The following is an 18,044-nucleotide window of genomic DNA, read 5'->3' on the forward strand; positions in this document are numbered from 1 at the left end:
TCCCCGGCCGCGCCGCCGTCGCACGTTCCCCGCCATGACCACCGTGAACCGCCGGGCCGTGCTCCTGTTGTGCGGCAGCACCGCCGGCTTCCTGTTGCTGGACATCCACAAGGTGTCCATCGCCGTCCCGTCCATCGAGCGCGCACTGCACCCCGGCCCGGCGGGCATCCAGCTGATCCAGGCCGCGTACGTGGTCTGCTTCGCCGTCACCCTCGTGCCCGCCGGGCGCGTCGGCGACGCGGGCAGGCGGCGCACGCTCGCGTACGCGGGCATGTACCTGTACCTGGCCGCGAGCGTCGTGTGCGCGGTCGCGCCCACCGCGGAGGTCGTCATCGCGGGCCGCGCGCTGCTCGGGGTGGCCGCCGGACTGCTCATGCCGCAGATGATGGGGATCGTCCAGCAGCTGTACGGGAGAGCCGAGCGCGGCAAGGCGTTCGGCGTCTACGGCATCTACGTCAGCCTGGCCACCGCGCTCGGCCCGAGCCTCGGCGGGCTGCTCGTCACCACCGCCCTCGGCTGGCGCGGCGTGTTCGTGATGAACGTGCCCGTCGGCGCCGCCATCCTCGTCGCGGCACACGTCCTGCTGCCCGCCGTCGGCAGGGACCAGGTTGGCAGGCAGCGGCCGGACATCGACGTGCTCGGGCTCGCGTACGGCAGTCTCGCCCTCGTCGCCCTGCTCACCCCGTTCATCTTCACCACCGGGCGCCCCGGCGACGTCGCCGCCCGGTGGCTCGCTCTGATCCCGGCCGCCGGGCTCGCGCTGCTGTTCGCCGCGCGCAGCCGAGGACGCGTCGCCGCGGGGCGGTCCAGCGTCATCGACCCGGGTTTGCTGCGTGTGCCGTCGTTCCGCAACGGCGTCCTCGTCTCGCTCACCTGGTTCGCCGCGGGGCCGGGGTTCGCGCTGGGGTTGACCGTCTACCTGCAGGAGGCCCGCGGCATCACCCCGTTCCTCGCCGGGCTGGTGATGCTGCCGTCGTCCGCGACGTCCGTGCTGGGGGCCTGGCTCGGCGGCCAGTACGTGCTCCGCCTCGGCCGCGTGCTGACCGGGACGGGGATGCTGCTGGTGCTGGTCAGCACGCTGAGCACGCTCGCGTTGCTGCACGCGGGTCTGCCGACCTCGGTGCTGCTGCTGGGAATCCCCGCGCTGCAACTGGTGCAGGGCCTCGGCGGCGGTCTCGTCGTCTCCCCCAACCACTCCATGATGCTCATGGACGTGCCGTCCACACAGGGCAGCGCGGCCGCCGCGATCGGCCAGCTCGGCCAGCGGATCAGCAACAGCACCGGCGTGGCGACCGCGTCGATGGCCTACTACGCCACGATCTACGGCACGGGCTTCACCCTTGCCGACGCCCCAGCCGGCCTGCACCGCGACGCACTCGACCGCGCCACCCTGGTGTCCTGCCTGTTCCTCTGCGCCGCGCTCGCCGCCGTCCTCGTGGACCTGCGCAGGCAGACCCGCGCCCGGCGACGACCGCTCGTGGCGGCGGCAGCCGCGGAATGACGTCCTGGGCATGCAGGGTTGTCACGCGCTGGGACGCTTGCTTGTCGCCATCGCGAGCAGCGGTGGCCTGGGGTTCCGGGGATGTCCGTGCAGCGCTGCTGGTCGGCAGCGTCCTGGCTTGGCGAGGGTGGCCCGCCCTGTTCACGGGCACCGCGCTCGGTTTCCTCGCCACAGGGGTAATCGCGCTCGCATGGACGGGTCGATGTCGGAGCCGAACGGCGGTTCCGGATGGACCTGGGATGCTATTAGGCGCCCTTCTCGCCCTGCTGTTGTGACGGCAGCCTCGAGCAGCCGGGTCAGAATCCTTGATTAACCACGATGTAGTTACTGGGCCAGCTGCCGTACGTACCGAAGGCGACGGCCGTTCCGTAACCGCAGCCCACGTTCATGCCATTGTCGGCGCAGAGCATGAAGTATGAATGGGAATTGTCGTCATGGTAGGAATACCAGGATGGGTTCGTAGTATATCCGGCGTCTCCATACCGCACCCAGTTCCCGTTGTTCTGAATCCAGACGGACGCCCTCCATCCCGACACCGTGCTCCTCACCGAGGCACTGTAAGTGTTGTTCCCGTTGCAGGTGTTGCTCTCCGGCACCTCCACGACCCGTACTACACCGCCCCACTCGAGGGTTGTGGTTTTGGGATCATTCCTGTTCGCGCAACGTGCCTCCGCACTGAATGGCGTCAGGACGGCAGTCACGGCAAACAGAAGCACCACTATGACACTGAGGATAAAGGCAGATTTCGTCGCCTTGGCGTTCATCACACTGTCTTCTCTCGACTACCTGGAGCAAATTTCAGCGACAACTCGCCACCGTAACGACGGCAGGCGCACGAGAACACCGCCAGACGGGTCGTTGTCACCCGATCACCGCCCGCAGACCCGCGACCTGTTTTGCTCGTCGACGAGGCTCACACCGTAGGGGTCACGAGCGCCGGTGACGCGTGCGGCAAGCGGGCAACCGGAGGGGCTTGAGCGCGCGACAGTGGTGAAGCACCGGCCCCGGGGGTAGAACCTGGAGGCTGCTCATCCGGCCTTTCACGATGTCCTCGGCTCAGCGTCTTCCGCCAACTCGACGCCGCATTCCCGTGAGCGAACGGTCTCTGGCCGAGGTGCCCGCGATCGACCCTTTGGTCAGCCGCGCGTCGCGCCTTCGGGCCAGACGACTGTCACGGGTGTTCCTTGCTCGCGGGCGGCGCGCACCACGTCGCCGGTGCCGCCTTTGCCGTCTGGTGGTGCGCCGTCCCAGACCGCGACGATCTCGTCGGCTTCCGCCAGGATGTGTTCGCTTGCTGCCAGGTAGGCCTCGCGGTTGGACTCGGGTAGCGGCATGGTGTGGACGGCGGTGGCCTGGGCGATCAGCGCGTCGAACTCGGCGGCGTTGTCTGGTTTCACCTTCCGCTCGCGGTAGTCGGCCGCGGGCAGCACCACCTCGAGCGAGCCGCCCAGCTCGACCACGACGCGGGCGAAGATCTGGTCGGCTCCCCGTGCGAGGCAGGTCAGGCCGATCAGTTCATCCGCAGCGTAGGTGGATAGGGCCGTGCGGAGTTCCTCCGCGACGCGCTGAGCGGTGGTCTCGGACAGCGAGGAATGCCCGGTGATGCCGATGCGGGGCAATGAAGATCCTCTCGTCAGGCTGCGAACAGGTCGGTGATCGCGGCACGAGCGTCTCGGACCTCCGGCACGGTGCTGAAGGTCGCGGCTTCGCGGTGGAAGTCGCGCAGACGCGCCCCTACTCTGCCCGACCACGTCGCGGCCTTCGGGAGTGCCTGCTGGATCAGTTCGGCGGCTCGTTCGGGCTCGCGGGTGATCAGTTGTGCTCTGGCGAGCCCCACCTGGTTAGGCATGTTCGCAAGTATTTGAATCACACCTTCCGCAATGCCGGACAGTGGTGGCCGCGACTATTGTCCAGCACTCTGAGCGACGGGATGATTACCTGCTGGCCCCGAAAGCTGCGCGCGTCCTTGGAGGAACTGTGGTCCTGTTCGCGCACCTGGAACGTCCATCCGCCAGCGTGACCAACGTTCAGTCAAGGGACCTCCCGTCGTCGGATGCCGAGTTGACATCTTCGTTGAGGACGATTCACCACGTCGCGAACCGGTGGTGGACGGCCGCGGTGATCAGTCTCGCCGGCGCACTGACCTGGCACACCGCGCCGCGGATCAACGAGATCGTTCGCGATGCACTGCGACGACGACCTCTGTATGTGCTGGTCGAACTGACCCACCTTGATGCCCTCGACTCGCCTGGCCTGGCCGCCCTGCTGACAGCGGCCCACACCGTGGCGCTGTCGGACGGGAGACTGCGCGTGATCGCCGCGCCCGACCACATTGGCTTCGACTCGATCGTCACCGCCGGCCTCACACGGCGCCTCGCCCTCCGGACCAAACTGTCCGACGCCCTCGCGGAGGAGTGATCAGCCGAAGCCCGGCCGGCGAGTGACAGGTCGACTCGTCGACGCATGGGAAGGCCGGTCATGGAGTCAACTCTCACAGGGCAGCCAGCATCCATGGGCCGCCGCCATCGCCATTCGGACGACCAGCGCAGCTCCAGGAAAGTGCGACGCCGATAGATCCGTACTTCTGAAAACCAGAATTTGCACATCGAAGAGAGGGGAAGAAGCCTCAATCTCCGATAGTTCGAGAGATATTCGGACCGTCCCCGCAACTTCATCGAACCGATTCGGCACACGGTGTACCTAGAAGTTGCCGTAGTTCTACATCAACTCGGGTTCGACAAGGCACTCCGTTGCGACAACACTGGTTCCGCTGCTGGCGCGGGTTCGACCCTGGCACGTGCGATCGCCTCTGCGACCGCTTTGCGTTGCGATGCACGTCGGAGTGTTTCATCGGATGTAAAACCATCACTACAGCCAGTGCGGCCAGGTAATCCATGCACCGGTGGAATCATGGTCCGCTGGCCGCATCGTCGCAATAGGCCCGGTCCCACAACCACGGGTTCGTTCCGGCTTCGAATCGATTCGACGGCGCAGTCCGCCTGGAGGCCGCGATCAAGCTGGGACGGTGGGAGCAGCCGGATGGAGGTCGCACCCCCGCGTCCTCCCATCACCTGACGGCACGCCACCGTGATCGGCTGCGATAGAGCCAGTCCCAGGAACGCTTCCCCTGGCGGGTGTGCCCTTCGTCCAGAGGGGTACCTCGGGCCGGGGAGCGGCCTCGAGGTGTTGATGACCGATCAGGCCCGCGTCTCCTGTCCCGGATCCGGTAGCCCCCAGTGACCAACACACTGGCCGACCTTCACGATCCATAGTCAGAGCGGGTAACCAGCCCAGCGCCCCGAGCGTGGGGTCGAGCGCGAACAGCTCGTCCGCGCCGACACCGTCGAGGGTCCCCGAGACCTCCACCACCGGCGCCATCACGCCACCTCGTAGCGAAGCGCTGTGACCGATCAGCTGAACCCGGCGCCGCTTGTGGCCAGCAGGCCGAAGTCGATGAGGCAGGCGAGTTCGTCGACTCCGATCGACCGGAACCGCTCGACGGCATCGGCGGCCTTGTCCACGGTGCCGGGCAGCCCGAAGTCGAAGTACCGGTCGAACGCGCGCGACACCATGAAGTCGACATCCTCCGCCGACAACTTGGACACGTCGACCTTGCGGCGCCCGTCCAGGCGGGCGTTCAGCAAGAGGTGCAGCGAACTGCGCATGTGGTCCGACAGCGGCTCGCGCACGATCTCCCGCGCGCGGTCCTCCTCGTCGTCGGGGTAGGTGTGGATCATCAGCGCGACGTGTCGGCCAGCCGTCGGCGTCGGGCGCTCGGCCAGCGCCTTGCGGTACTCGGTGAGCTTCTCCGCAAGGCCGTCGTCGTACCAGGACCGGTTGGCGGAACGCGCGTGACCTGGCGTGTTCCTCTCCTCGCGTGCTGACGACGCGTAGCCTCCGGTCGAGCCAGGAGGCAGCACAGCGCGCAGGTGCGGTGATCGAACCTTACGGTCCGGTCTCATCGGTGGCGATCTGTCCCGCTGTGGCGATGTACCTGCCGATACCCACGGATCTGCACCGAGGAGCACGGGTGAGCAGTGCGGCCCAGTTCGGCCCCAACGAGTGGCTCGTCGACGAGATATATGAGCAGTTCCTCGCCGATCCGTCGTCCGTGGACATCGCTTGGCACGAGTTCTTCTCCGACTACGCCCCCGGGCGGTCGTCGAACGGCGGAGGGTCGGTGCCGACCTCGGTGCCGATGTCGATGAGCCGTGTAGCCGGCACTCCTGCGCAACCATCGGGGCGGGCGCGGATCGTGGCCGGGTTCCACTCCGACACCGACGACGGGCCCGACCGGCTCGCCATCGGCCTGGACGTCGACATGTTCGCCAACCTCGTGACCTCTCGCACGCTCGTGCCGCCGGTGTCCATCGGGCTTTTCGGCAGCTGGGGCACCGGGAAGAGCTTCTTCATGCGGGAGCTGCGCTCACGGGTGTCCGCGCTGGCGTCGGCCGCCGCGGACGCGGAGCGCGCTGCCGGGCGGCGGGTGTCCCCCGACTGCGCGTCCGTCCGGCAGATCACGTTCAACGCCTGGCACTACCGGGAGGCGAACCTGTGGGCCAGTCTGGCCACGCACATCTTCGACAGCCTCGCCACCGGTGGCTCCGAGGACGACCTCCGCCGCCGCGCGGACGAACTCGCGGAGCTGCGCCGGACCGAGGACTCCTTGCTGACACAGCTCAGCGCGGTACGGCTGGAGCGGATGGTCGTGGCGGCCCGGCACGAACGGCGACCGGTCCGGCTCGGGCTCACCGCGGACGACCTGGCGTGGATCGCTGAGGAGACCGGCGTGGACAAGGCCACCTCGACCCACGTGCGCCAGTTCGTCAACGAGACCGCAGGGTTGCCCACCGAAGTACGCCGGACCTGGGAGCTGCTGCGGTACAACAGGTCCGCGTGGCTGACCCTCGCCGTCGGCGTGATCGTCACCGCGGCACTCGTCGTGCTGGTGGGCGGTCCGTTGTGGCCGGCGATAGCCGGAGCCGCGTCGTTGGTCGCCGCCGTCACGCCGGCCATTGGCCGGGTCCGGCGGGCGATGGACCGCATCCGCGACGCCGCGCAGCGGAGCGACGCGGCCACCGACCAGCGCCTCGCCGACCTGGACGCCGAGGCGGAACGCCTGGAGCGAACGGTCACCGAGCTGGCTTCGAGCCACGACGCGACAGCGTTCGCCCAGCGCGCGGGCGAGGACTACCGCGGTCACCTCGGCATGGTCTCCCTGCTGCGGCGCGATCTGGAGACCTTCGCCGCGATCCTCACCAAGGAAGACGGCGGGCTGGAACGGGTCGTGCTCTACATCGACGACCTCGACCGCTGCCCCGTCGACGTAGTGATCAAGGTCCTCGAAGCCATCCACCTGCTGGCGGCGCTCCCGGTGTTCGTCGTGGTGGTCGGTGTCGACGCGGGCTGGCTGCGGCGAGCGGTCACCGAGCACTACGCGACCGTGCTGGAGAACGGCTCCGCGACGCACTACCTCGAGAAGATCTTCCAGATCCCGTTCCAGATGGCGCCGATGAGCTCCGCCGGTTACCGCGCGCTGCTGGCCGGACTGGCCGGCCCTGCCCGCGCAGAACTGGTTGCGCCCGACCTGTCCGGACCCGCGCCTGCCGGCTCACCACCGGAACCGCGACCGGCCCAGATGGAGATCTCGACGGCTGAGCTCGCGTTCATGGCGCAACTGCGGGGCCTGGTGTCGTCGCCGCGGGCAGCGAAGCGACTCGTCAACCTGTACCGGCTGGTCCGTGCCCGAGTACCGGACACCGAACTCGACGCGTTCTGCGACGGCGAGGCCTCCCGTGCCGTGCAGATCCTCCTCGCGGTCAACGCCCACCCGGCCAGCGCCGCGCTGGCCACGATGATCGACGCCGCGCCAGACGACGTGGCCTGGCAACCCCTGCTGGCCGACGGCCACGACGACCCCGCCCTGTCACCTCTGTGCGCACTCCTCGACGAGATCCCCGACGCCCCGCAGAACCTCGCCATCTACCGGGAATGGCTACCGCTCGTCCGCAGATTCACCTTCGCGGACACGATCTAGAAGCAAGCGCCCGCGACCGTCCCCTCACCGCGACGAGGATGCCGAGCGCAGGGGAAGGTCAACCCGCAGCCGGAACGTCGTCAGCTCGTGCTCGACCGTCATCGCCCCGCCGATCTCCGCCACCCTCGCCGCGAGGTTGCGCAGTCCCCCGCTGCTTCCCGCCGGCACCGCCGCCGAACCCGGGGAAACGTCGTCGTTGACGAGTTCGAGCACGGCACGTTCGCGGGTCGCCGTGATCGTGATCGCGCACTGTCGCGCCTTGCTGTGGCGCAACAGGTTGGTCACCCCTTCACGCACGGCCGTGGCCAGCACCGTGCTCACCCGCGCCGGCACAACGACGTGCTCGACGTCCACACGAACCTCGACACCCGCCGCCTGCAGCAACGACACCGCGGACCGGCACTCGTCCTCCAGGGACAGCTCCCGGTAACCGGTCGCGACCGTACGGGCGTCCGACAACGCGGCGCGTGCTATCTCGAGCGTCTCCAGCAACTGCGCACCCGCCTCCCGCGGCGACCTCTCCACCAGCCGGTGCGCGAGCTCGACCTTCAACGTGATCGCCGACAGGCCGTAACCGAGCACGTCGTGCAGATCACGGGCGAAACGCAACCGCTCCCTCAGCACCGCGACGCGAGCCATCTCCGCACGAGCGGCCCGCACCGCCGCGACGAGGGCTGTCAGGCGGGACAAACCGTAGACCACCAAACCGGTGCTCACCGTCGAGATCGCCTTGTAGACCACGTCGATCATCGAACCCGTGAACAACCACTGCGCCATCCCCATGCTCGCCACGACCAGCCCGAACGACACCCAGCCCGTCACCGGGCGCAACACGAGCAACACGCTGCCCGCGAGAAAACCCGACATACCCACCCACGTCTGACCGAACACCAGTATCGGCAGGTACACCAACACCACCTGCACACCGAGGACCACGTGACCCCACGGCGACCGCCCGCGAGTGCCGGCCTGGCTGTACCAGAGCAGCTGCAGCGCGAGCAGCGCCACGATGCATCCACACGACAACACGGCCTCAGCGGCCCCCACGTCCAGGAACAACACGTGCACGAACCCGACCACGCTGAAACTCACGAACACAGCCGCCACCACACCGAACGCGGCACCCGGTGCGGGCAACACCGCCGAGATGTCAGGTCTACGAACCACCGGCGACTCCATTCACGAAGGACCGATCGGACGAGATCTCATTCACGGTCGCCGTGGCCGACCGCGGCACTGCCCTCTACCGCATGAGGCGTCGCAGTTCCGGGCCGCGGGAGAGCGCGACTGCTCACTGCCCGACCAAGAATCGTTCATCACGCGGTGCCATCCTCCGACAGCTCGTCGGCGCCGATCGCGCTACCACAGTGAGTATGCGAAGCTCACCGACAGTGTGTCGATGTTGCCGATCTCCACCCAGCATCCGAGCAAGGTATGGCCTCTCCATACTTCGGGGTCGCTGATCATGGTGGTTCCTTGCACGACGAAGACGCAGCGTCAGCGGGATCAACGACGAACGAGCCGCCAGCGAGCGGTGGCCTGAGGTGTCGCTGCCGCCGGGGGCGGACCGGACGTGACGTCTCCACCGTCCCCGCCGCATGAGATCACCCGGCACACCGCACTGCCCGACCGGTAGGGCATCCTGAAGTAACAGCCGGTACATACCGGGCAACCGCACCGTGAGGAGAAGCTGGGCATGACGGCCTCGGAGCCGCGCATGGGGTTCGAAGAGTTCTTGGCCAAGAGTCGGGTTGACGAGGCCGTTTTCGCGCTTCGTCCTGACTACCGCGTCATGTTGCTGGCCGTTGACGGGATTGTGCCCGCGCCGAGCGACGACGCGACCGAGTCCTTGCTTCGGGCCGCTGAAGCTGACGCTTGCCAGGTCCTCGACAAGCAGCCGGTCGAGGAGATCCCGCACGTGGCGGCGTGGCGGGAGGCATACCGGGCATTCGGCGCCAAGCCCCAACGCACGCGCAACAGCCTGGAAGCGCTCATGCGGCGGGCGAAGTCCGGGCTGCCTCGCGTGAACCGGCTCACCGACATCTACAACGCGGTGTCCGTACTGCACCGGATCCCGCTCGGCGGCGAGGACCTGACGGGTTACGAGGGGGCACCCCGGCTGATCCGCGCCATGGGCGACGAGCCGTTCGACACCGTGGCGAACGGCACCGACGTGATCGAGCACCCGGAACCAGGCGAGGTGGTGTGGTGCGACGACAAGGGGGTGACATGCCGACGCTGGAACTGGCGCCAGGGACGGCGCACGCAGCTCAACGACGACACCACCAGCGCGCTGTTCATCTTCGACGTGCTCGCCCCGCTCACCGATGCGGCGCTGCGCACCGCGGTCGAGGATCTGGTCACCCATCTGACCCGGTTGGGGCCCGACGTGCGGGCCGTGCACCGGCTGATCTCAGCGGACGCGTGAGCTGATCACCCTGCCGCTCGGCCGGCCTCGTGTGCCAGTGCTGCCGCGGCCGCGGTCACCGCGTCCGCGGCGGCGCTCAGCACCGGCGAGTCGACCTTCCACTGGTGCCAGAACAGCGGCACGTCCATGGGCGCGCCGGGCGTGAGGTCGATCAGCGTGCCGGCCGCGAGCCATCGCGTCGCCTGCATCGCGGGCACCATTCCCCAGCCCAAACCGGCTGCCGCTGCCGTGACCACGGACTCGGAGGTGGCCATGTGGTGGCGGTGTCCGCTCGCGGTGTGGCCCGGTGCGAGACGGTCGACGAAGCGGTCCTGCAGATCGTCACCGCGGTCGATGACCAGGACGGGAGCAGTCGGCAGCCGTTCCCGCAACGGACCGTCGAGCCATCGGGACACGAACTCGGGGCTCGCGACCGGCACGTAACGCAGGCAGCCGAGACGACGCACCACGCAGCCGGAGGACGGTGTCGACGACGAGGTGACGGCTGCCATGACCGCCCCCTCGCGGAGCAGGCTCGCAGCCCGTTCCGCGTCCTCGCGGTGCAGTTCGAAGGAGATCCGCAGGTCTTCCGGGATTCGCGTGAGTGCCGGCAGGAACCATGTGGCGAGGGAGTCCGCGTTGATCGCGATCGGCAGCCGGTTCGGTTCGTCGTCGTCGACCAGCCCCAACTCGGCACGCACGTCCCGTTCCAGCCGTGCCAGTTGTCGAGCGAGCCTGGCGACGACCTTGCCTGACTCGGTGAGCCGGACGGGTTTGGTGCGCAACAACAGCAATCGCCCAACGGTCTGTTCCAGCGCCTTCACCCGCTGGCTGACCGCTGACGCCGTCACCTGCAGCACCGCCGCCGCCGAATCGAACGTGCCCTCGTCGACGACCGCGAGCAGCGTCCGCAGCTGCTGGGCATCCATCACGGCACCGACCTTTACCGCAGAATCCCGTTCCGGTCCATCCGAAACGCTGGCGAGGTGCGGCGGCTCGCCGCGGCCGCCGCACCTCGCCAGCCGATCTGCTCCGTCAGCTAGCGGCGGTACGCCGGTTGGATGGAAAGGGCGTGCCGAAAGACGGAACGCGGGTCGTACCGCCTTTTGACCTGCTGCAGCCGGGCGTAGTTGTCACCGTAGTACATCGTGTGCCACGGCACCCCGGACCTGTTCCACTCCGGGTCGGCGAGATCCCGGTCCGGGTAATTGATGTAAGCACCGCCATTTATCTCGTTGGGCACCGGCACGCCGCCCGTGGTCGCGTAGACGTCCCGATAGATGTTGCGCACCCACGCGATGTACTTGTCGTCGTCCGCCGGATTGCGCCAGATGCCCGGGGTGAAATAGACCCGGAAAATCGAGTCCCGGTGTGGCGAAGCGGTCGCGTTCCTGTGCACCGCGTTGATCGTCCCGCCCAGCGCGGCGAGGTGCACCTGCGTGTCCGGGTACCCGAAGGAGTCGTCCGAGAGGTACCGGTAGATGGTGGCGAGTTGCTCGTCGGTGTAGCTCTTGCGCAGGTCGGCGGTCTTGTCCTTCTGACGGCCGGAGGGGCCCCAGTACCAGTTGTCGCGTGAGTACCACGGCACGTCGTCCACGGAGTCCGACGACGGCCGCACCCCCACCCCCGTGCCGATGGCGGCGACCACCTGGTCGAGCATGGCCTCGCCGCCCTCGACCGACTTGCCGACACCCAGCGTCAGGCTGATCACGCCCGCGGCCCGGTGCAACAGCGCGAAGGCCGCCCAGACCTGCACCTCCTTCGTCCCGGGTGCGCTGTGCTGCTCGAACCACCGGGAGTAGTTGCGCACGATGGTGACGAAGTCCTGCTGGGACAGGGATTCCCACGACCACATCACCGTCCGGACCCGCTGGTTGTCGGGACGGGGCAGGAGCCTGCTGGGGTCGGTCGACGCCACGCCCGGGCTGCGGAGCCAGTACTTGGTGACGATGCCGAAGTTCCCGCCTCCGCCACCGGTGTGCGCCCACCACAGGTCCCGGTTCGGGTCCGACTCCGACCTCGTCGCCACGACCTTGCGGGGCTGTCCCGCGGCGTCCACGACGACGACCTCGACGGCGTGCAGGTGGTCGACGGCGAAACCGTGGATGCGCGAGTAGAAGTTGTAGCCACCGCCCAGGATGTGCCCGCCGACGCACACCTCCGAGCAGCCCGCGGACGGCATGGTCACACCCCAGCCCTTGAAGAGCGTCCCCTGCAGGGGCTGCACCATCGCACCCGGGCCGAGCGCGAAGGCCTGCCGCTCGTCGTCGAAGTAGACGTCGGACATCTGCGACAGGTCGATCAGGTCGTTGATGTCGGACGTCGTCGTGAAGTTCTCCAGGCAGTGGCCGCCGGAGCGGACGGTCACGCGCCTGCCCGCGCCGACGGCCCGGCCGAGTGCCGCCACGACGTCGTCCGCGGAGCCGGCGACCGTCACCCGCTCCGGCCTGCCCGCGAACCGCGTGTTGTGGCCCCGCAGGAAGCTGTCGTAGCGGACGTCCCCGGGCTGGATGGTGACCGGGTCGAAGGGCGAACACCCCGCGCGGTGGGTTTGCTCAGCGGCCGCGGGTGCCGCACCGGCGAACGTCCCAGCCGAAACCGCACCGGCACCGACGACCGCGGCACGGGTCAACAACGCCCTGCGGCTTAATTCAGCCATGTATGCAACTCCTCAAATCCTGATATCAGGCGGACAGCGCTATTCGATCCGACCATATCTCGAACATGGCAGACGCAACCAAGGCCCGACTCTTATCTCGGTATCACATCGGTCTTAAGTCGTCACGACGCATGAATACCCGGCTACAATTCGGTCGAGGCCATCCGGTTACACCCCCAGCACTCAGCATCGACTACGGTCGCACGACATGCCGAAAGATGATCACATGGCAGCACAGCACCGGTCAAGGTCGGGCGGCGTACGCGCCGGTAAGCGCGAGTGGATTGCACTCGGCGCGCTGGCATTACCAGCGTTGCTCATCTCACTTGACAACACGGTCCTGTATCTGGCAATTCCACATTTGAGCGGCAGCCTCAACCCCAGCGGTCAGCAATTGTTGTGGATCGTCGACGTCTACAGTTTCATGATCGCGAGCCTGCTCATCCTCGCGGGCACGCTCGGGGACCGGGTGGGGCGGCGGCGGCTGTTGTTGATCGGTGCCGCCGGTTTCGGCGTGGCCTCGCTGCTCACCGCGTTCGCGGTCAGCGCGGAGATGTTGATCGTCAGTCGCGCGCTGCTCGGGATCGCGGGCGCGACCCTGATGCCCTCGTCGATGTCGCTGATCCAGAACATGTTCGTCGAACCGCGCCAGCGCTCGCTCGCGTTCAGCGTGTGGATCGCCTGTTTCCTCGTCGGCGGGGCGATCGGGCCGGTGGTCGGCGGGGTGATGCTCGAGCACTTCTGGTGGGGCTCGGTCTTCCTGCTCAGTGTGCCCGCCATGGTCCTCCTGCTGGTGGTCGGTCGTGCGCTCCTGCCCGAGTACCGGGACCCGGCACCCGGCCGGATCGACGTCGTGAGCGTCGTGTTGCTGGTCCTGGCGCTCCTGACCGCGGTCTACGGGGTCAAGAAGGTGGCGGGCGACGAGGCCGGCCCGCTGCCCGCCGGCGCCCTGGTGGCGGGCCTGGCGCTGGGGACCGTGTTCGTGCTCCGCCAGCGACGGCTCGACAACCCGCTGATCGACTTGAAACTGTTCCGCGAGCGGACCTTCTCCACCTCGCTCGGCAGCATGGGACTCGCCCTCTTCGTGATGGCCGGGTCCCAGTTCTTCGTGACCCAGTACATGCAGATGGTGATCGGGCTGTCCCCCTTCGAGGCGGGTCTGTGTTCGCTGCCGGCGAGTGTCGGCGGCGTGACGGGCGCTCTGCTCGCACCGCTGCTGCTCCGGCGGATGCGAGCGGCGGCCGTGATGGCCGCCGGGCTGGTGATCACGGCCGTCGGTTTCGCCATCCTGACGCAGATCAACGAGGAGAACGGCGTCGTCGTGGCGATGGTGGCGCTCGGCCTGCTGAACTTCGGCGTCTCCCCCACCATCGCGCTGGGCACCGACATGATGATCGCTTCGGCGCCGCCGGAGAAGGGCGGTGCGGTGTCCGCGATCTCCGAGACCACGCACGAGATCGGTCTGGGCGCGGGCATCGCGGTGATCGGCAGCATCGGGACGTCGGTGTACCGCGCCCAGACGGCGGACGGGCTCCCGCACGACCTGCCGGACCGCTCCGCCCCGGCGTTCCTCGACACGATCGGCTCCGCCGTGGAGGAAGCGGGCAGGCTGGCGACCGCTGCGAGCGACGTCGCTCTCGGCGTCGCCAGGGCCGCGTTCACCCAGGGCATGTTCGTGGTCAGCGTCATCTGCCTCGTCGTCACCGTTCTCGCGGTGTCGATGGTGGCGCTGCTGCTCCGTCGTGCGCGGACGGACACCGAGGTGGCCGATGCGCCGGCCGAGGTGCCGAGCACACCGCGGACGTAGCCCGGAACGCGAAAGAACGACACGGCCGCACGTCGGCCGTGTCGTTCTTCGCGTTGCCGCCTACTTCGTGGCGATGAGGATGCCGTGCGGCGTCCACCCGGGGCAGGGCACGCGCTTGATGGCGTGGAATCCGGCGGCACGAAGGCACTCTTCGTGCTGTTCCCACGAGTAGATCATCCCACCTTCCGCGGGGAGGGCGGCGAAGTAGACGCTGTCGAGCGCGGCGACCACCGGCCCGTCACCGTCGTCGCTGGACATGGAGTTGAAGATGACCAGACGTCCGCCGTCGGGCAGGGCGTCGTAGGCCTTGCGCAGGAGCAGGGTGTTCTCTTCCAGCGTCCAGATGACGAGCTGGTGGGCGAACATGATGGTGTCGAACCCGGCGGGGAACGGGTCGGCGAACATGTCCCCGCTGATCACCGAGACGCGGTCGGACAGCCCCGCTTCGGCGATCTTCTTCTGGGCGATGGCCTCGGTGGCCGGGATCTCGAACACGGTGGCCGACAGGTGCGGGTTGGCCTGCGCGAGTGCGATCGAGTTGACCGCGTCCCCACCACCGCAGTCGAGGAGCTTCTTCGCACCGGACAGGTCGAGCTGCTCGACCAGGTGGGCGTTGGCGAGTTCCGACCACGACCGCATGTACCGGTAGAACACGGACTCGAGGTGCGGGTTCTCGCTCAGGCGGTGGTACAGGTCGCGGCCGGTGCCCCGGACGCGGCGCAGACCCACGTTGGAGTTCGTCCTCAGCGATTCGGTGAAGTCGAGCTGGCCCTCGTAGACGACGTACTGCTCGAAGGCGACCGTGTCCTTGAAGCGCTGCCAGTCACTGCCCTGCTGCAGGTCGGTGATCACCTGCGCGTTCGCGTAGTTCCCGTCGCGTCGCACGGTCAGCCCGAGTGCCGTGGTGCCCAGCAGCAGGATGTCCGTCGCGCGGTCCGCCAGCCCGAGCTTCGCCTTGATCTCGGGCTTGGTCAGCGAGCCGTGCTCTGCCAGGAGCTCGAAGAGCTGCAACTCGCAGGCCGCGTTCAGGTACTGGAAGGCAGCGTGTCCGAAGAGGATCCACGACAGGCCGGGCATGTCCAGCGCCGGTGGCGCGGAGGTCTTCCCCGTGCTGCCGAGTGTCGACGTCATGACCTTGGTTCTCCTTTTGGTTCCGTTTGTTGGTTCAGCTGCCGGCGCGCTTGTACGCCAGCGTGATCCCGTCGAACACGGGCAGCGTGCTCAGCGCGACGCGTTTGTCGTCGCGCAACGACGAGTTCAGTGCGCGCAAGGAGTCGGTCTCCGGGTCACTGATGTCCCGGCGAGCCACCTTTCCGGACCACAGCACGTTGTCGAGCACCATCAACCCGCCCGGGCGCAGCAGTTCGAGGCAGCGTTCGAAGTAGAGCGAGTAGCTTTCCTTGTCGGCGTCGACGAACGCGAGGTCGACCGTGTCCGCCGCCCCACCCGACAACAGCGCGTCGAGGGTCTCGAGGGCCGGCCGCAGCTCGAGCTGGATGCGGTCCGCGACACCCGCCCGCTCCCAGAACGAGCGGGCGATGCCGGTCCACTCCTCGCTGACGTCGCAGGCGATGACACGACCGCCGGGTGGCAAGGCCCTCGCCATGGCCATTGTGCTGTAGCCGGTGAACACGCCGACCTCCAGCACCGTCTTGGCCGACAGCAGCCCGACGAGGAACCCCATCAGCTGACCCTGTTCCGGCGGGACCAGCATCGTGTGTTCGGACAGCTGCAGCGTGGTCATCCGCAGTTCGCGTGCGAGGTCGTCCTCGCGGAGCGACACGTCGTGGACGTACTGCTGGATCTCGTCGTCGAGCACCAGGCTGTGGATCATCGTGTTCCTCCACGGATTTCGGGTACGGGCAACTGCGGCAGCTGGTCGAGGCGGATCTGACGGAACTGGCTCAGCACGCCGACGGCCGACCGGTTCGACGACGAGTTGGCGAGGAGACTGGGCGACTCGGCACCGACGAAGTGCTCGCACACGCCGCGGTGGGCGTCGTAGGTCTCCCCCAGCGCGTCCCGGAACGCGGCGAGTGGTGCGGCGTTCCGCCGTGTCAGCCAGTCCCATCCGGAGGTGGAGCGCGCGAGTTCGCGGACGAGGGCCTCGTGGTCGCGCCAGCGCAGGCCGCTCATCTTCGGTGGCGCGACCGGAGGCATCAGGGTCGGCCGGATCTCGGCGTTGTACTCCGGCTGGGCCACGTCGCCCGCGTACTTCAGCGCGCCCCGGGATGCCCACATCAGCGCGGTCGCGACGCCCGCCGCGATCAGCGCGCCGTCGACGTCGTCGCGCGCGGCGTGGTCGCCGAGGCACGAACAGGCCATCGCGCATCCCTGTGCCAGCACCATGAACAGGTGGTGGCCGCGCACCCAGCTGCGCAGCGCGTCGTACGGCGCGGGCTCCCGGCGCCCAGCAGGGACGGGCACGCCGCGTGGCCGGGGCGCGGTGGCAGGGTCGGCGCACCAGTCGAGCAGGTGGTCCACGCCGCGCACCAGGTCGGTCCAGGACCGTTCGTCGAGGCCGCAGCCGCGGTCGACCGCCGGTTCCAGGACGCCGATCAGGGCGGCGATCGCGGCGTCCACGAGCAGCGGCAGCGGCGGCCCTTCGACGCGGTGGATGCCGAAGGCCAGGTCGTTGTCCCGGTTGGCCGCCGACTCGACGGGGTCGTGCCGGATCTGTTCGCCCGGGAGTTCGCCGAGTTCCCTCCTGGTCCGGATCGCGGCGGCCAGGAGCGCGTCGACGTCGGCGCGGGCACGCGGGTCGGCGATGCGGGCGACGGCGAGCCGGGCCCGGTCGCGGTGGTCCGCCAGGTCCCGGACGGTGCGGGGCAGGTCCTCGGGCCGGCCGAGACGGAACGGCACGGTCGCGACCTTGGGCAGGTAGTCAACCATGGCGTGCCGGTTCACCGTCGCCTGAGCAGCGGACGGCCGAGCGGGAGGCGTTTCCCGCCGGTCGCCGCGAGCATCGCGCCGGCGAAGATGTACATGCCGACGAGGATGAACAGCAGCATGCTGACCATGCCCACGTAGATGAGCCACGGGTCGCCGGGCTGGGTCGGGTTGTTGATCGTCCGTTCGATGGCCTGGTTGATCGAGCCGAACAGGGACAGCAGGGTCACGTCGACGATCACGAACAACACCGTGAACACCCTGGGCAGGTGCAGGGTGGTCAGCGTCAGCAGGATCATCACGATCGCCCACACGACGACGAAGTTCGCGGTGGCGGCACGCTGCTCGATGTTCTCGAACTCGCCGAGCAGGCTGTTGTTCAGCACGATGCTGAGCACGGAGAAGCTGAGCCAGAACGTGCCGAACAGGCCGTAGATGGCCGCGAAGACACCGTCACCGAGCCGCATCGACCAGCGCGCGGCCATCAACAGCAGGACGCTGCTGCTGAAGATCATGATCGGCAGCGAGGCGACGAGTGAGTTCGCGGCGACGCTGTAGTCGACGAGGTAGAGCGCCAGGGAGATCGAGCCGATGAGGAACCCGGCGAACCCCGGCAGGCTCGGGTCGGCGGTGAGCTGACCGAACCGGCTCTCGGCTGCCTGCGCCCCACCGACGAGTCCTACCGGCGCGGTGTGGCGCTCTTTCGCTTGTGTCATCTCACATTTCTCCCGTGTAGTGGGTGGA

Annotated in this window: 16 protein-coding genes and 1 pseudogene; 6 read left to right on the forward strand and 11 right to left on the reverse strand. The window is 68.2% G+C overall.

Going from position 1 to position 18,044, the window contains the following annotated elements; all coding sequences use genetic code 11:
- Nucleotides 1–34 precede the first annotated feature (34 nt).
- Nucleotides 35–1,501 (forward strand): MFS transporter, encoded by a 1,467-nt coding sequence (locus ACYQ77_RS15430; protein WP_459711674.1) that lies wholly within the window; start codon nucleotides 35–37, stop codon nucleotides 1,499–1,501.
- 296 nt (nucleotides 1,502–1,797) lie between these two features.
- Here ACYQ77_RS15430 and ACYQ77_RS15435 read toward each other — a convergent pair whose 3' ends face one another.
- The 3 genes from ACYQ77_RS15435 to ACYQ77_RS15445 all read right to left on the reverse strand — a co-directional run bounded on the left by ACYQ77_RS15435 (nucleotide 1,798) and on the right by ACYQ77_RS15445 (nucleotide 3,350).
- The gene (locus ACYQ77_RS15435) at nucleotides 1,798–2,265 is read right to left on the reverse strand and encodes a hypothetical protein (RefSeq protein WP_459711676.1); all 468 of its coding nucleotides are present in this window, start codon (nucleotides 2,263–2,265) and stop codon (nucleotides 1,798–1,800) included.
- A 372-nt stretch (nucleotides 2,266–2,637) separates the two neighbouring features.
- Nucleotides 2,638–3,120, reverse strand: coding sequence for a hypothetical protein (locus ACYQ77_RS15440; RefSeq protein ID WP_459711677.1), 483 nt, complete (start codon nucleotides 3,118–3,120; stop codon nucleotides 2,638–2,640).
- Between the two features lie 14 nt (nucleotides 3,121–3,134).
- Entirely contained in the window at nucleotides 3,135–3,350 is a 216-nt protein-coding gene (locus ACYQ77_RS15445) for a hypothetical protein (protein ID WP_459711679.1), read from the reverse strand.
- A gap of 128 nt (nucleotides 3,351–3,478) precedes the next feature.
- Here ACYQ77_RS15445 and ACYQ77_RS15450 point away from each other — a divergent pair, with 128 nt between their 5' ends.
- Nucleotides 3,479–3,919, forward strand: a complete 441-nt coding sequence (locus tag ACYQ77_RS15450) for an STAS domain-containing protein (protein WP_459711681.1) — start codon at nucleotides 3,479–3,481, stop codon at nucleotides 3,917–3,919.
- Nucleotides 3,920–4,911: 992 nt separating this feature from the next.
- Here the strand turns inward: ACYQ77_RS15450 and ACYQ77_RS15455 are convergent.
- Nucleotides 4,912–5,463 carry an LLM class oxidoreductase gene (locus tag ACYQ77_RS15455; RefSeq protein WP_459711683.1) on the reverse strand — a complete coding sequence of 184 codons (552 nt, stop codon included), beginning with the start codon at nucleotides 5,461–5,463 and terminating at the stop codon, nucleotides 4,912–4,914.
- Between the two features lie 26 nt (nucleotides 5,464–5,489).
- Between ACYQ77_RS15455 and ACYQ77_RS15460 the strand changes: the two are divergent.
- Both ACYQ77_RS15460 and ACYQ77_RS15465 read left to right on the forward strand, forming a co-directional pair.
- Nucleotides 5,490–5,649, forward strand: a pseudogene (locus ACYQ77_RS15460) (2-oxoglutarate dehydrogenase E1 subunit family protein); the annotation flags it as partial.
- A gap of 173 nt (nucleotides 5,650–5,822) precedes the next feature.
- Nucleotides 5,823–7,538 carry a P-loop NTPase fold protein gene (locus ACYQ77_RS15465; RefSeq protein WP_459711931.1) on the forward strand — a complete coding sequence of 572 codons (1,716 nt, stop codon included), beginning with the start codon at nucleotides 5,823–5,825 and terminating at the stop codon, nucleotides 7,536–7,538.
- Nucleotides 7,539–7,562: 24 nt separating this feature from the next.
- On the opposite strand, the gene ACYQ77_RS15470 is transcribed toward ACYQ77_RS15465, so the two are convergent.
- On the reverse strand, nucleotides 7,563–8,705 hold the full coding sequence (locus ACYQ77_RS15470) for a sensor histidine kinase (protein ID WP_459711686.1): 1,143 nt from the start codon (nucleotides 8,703–8,705) through the stop codon (nucleotides 7,563–7,565).
- A 529-nt stretch (nucleotides 8,706–9,234) separates the two neighbouring features.
- Between ACYQ77_RS15470 and ACYQ77_RS15475 the strand changes: the two genes are divergently transcribed.
- Entirely contained in the window at nucleotides 9,235–9,966 is a 732-nt protein-coding gene (locus tag ACYQ77_RS15475; RefSeq protein WP_459711688.1) for a B3/B4 domain-containing protein, read from the forward strand.
- Between the two features lie 5 nt (nucleotides 9,967–9,971).
- Here ACYQ77_RS15475 and ACYQ77_RS15480 read toward each other — a convergent pair whose 3' ends face one another.
- Nucleotides 9,972–10,874, reverse strand: coding sequence for a LysR family transcriptional regulator ArgP (locus tag ACYQ77_RS15480; RefSeq protein WP_459711690.1), 903 nt, complete (start codon nucleotides 10,872–10,874; stop codon nucleotides 9,972–9,974).
- Nucleotides 10,875–10,984: 110 nt separating this feature from the next.
- Nucleotides 10,985–12,604 carry an FAD-binding oxidoreductase gene (locus ACYQ77_RS15485; protein ID WP_459711691.1) on the reverse strand — a complete coding sequence of 540 codons (1,620 nt, stop codon included), beginning with the start codon at nucleotides 12,602–12,604 and terminating at the stop codon, nucleotides 10,985–10,987.
- Between the two features lie 226 nt (nucleotides 12,605–12,830).
- Between ACYQ77_RS15485 and ACYQ77_RS15490 the strand changes: the two genes are divergently transcribed.
- Nucleotides 12,831–14,411: an MFS transporter gene (locus ACYQ77_RS15490; protein WP_459711694.1), complete on the forward strand. Its 1,581-nt coding sequence runs from the start codon at nucleotides 12,831–12,833 to the stop codon at nucleotides 14,409–14,411.
- Nucleotides 14,412–14,471: 60 nt separating this feature from the next.
- On the opposite strand, the gene ACYQ77_RS15495 is transcribed toward ACYQ77_RS15490, so the two are convergent.
- The 4 genes from ACYQ77_RS15495 to ACYQ77_RS15510 are packed head-to-tail and all read right to left on the reverse strand — an operon-like array spanning nucleotide 14,472 to nucleotide 18,016.
- Nucleotides 14,472–15,542: a methyltransferase gene (locus ACYQ77_RS15495; RefSeq protein WP_459711696.1), complete on the reverse strand. Its 1,071-nt coding sequence runs from the start codon at nucleotides 15,540–15,542 to the stop codon at nucleotides 14,472–14,474.
- A 34-nt stretch (nucleotides 15,543–15,576) separates the two neighbouring features.
- Nucleotides 15,577–16,245, reverse strand: a complete 669-nt coding sequence (locus ACYQ77_RS15500) for an O-methyltransferase (protein WP_459711698.1) — start codon at nucleotides 16,243–16,245, stop codon at nucleotides 15,577–15,579.
- A complete protein-coding gene (locus ACYQ77_RS15505) occupies nucleotides 16,242–17,303 on the reverse strand; it encodes a hypothetical protein (protein WP_459711700.1) in 1,062 nt (353 codons plus the stop codon). The genes ACYQ77_RS15500 and ACYQ77_RS15505 overlap by 4 nt, the downstream gene beginning before the upstream one ends.
- Nucleotides 17,304–17,314: 11 nt before the next feature.
- Nucleotides 17,315–18,016, reverse strand: a complete 702-nt coding sequence (locus ACYQ77_RS15510) for a GPR1/FUN34/YaaH family transporter (protein ID WP_459711702.1) — start codon at nucleotides 18,014–18,016, stop codon at nucleotides 17,315–17,317.
- Nucleotides 18,017–18,044 lie beyond the last annotated feature (28 nt).

The sequence above is a fragment of the Actinophytocola sp. KF-1 genome (genome assembly GCF_054661535.1).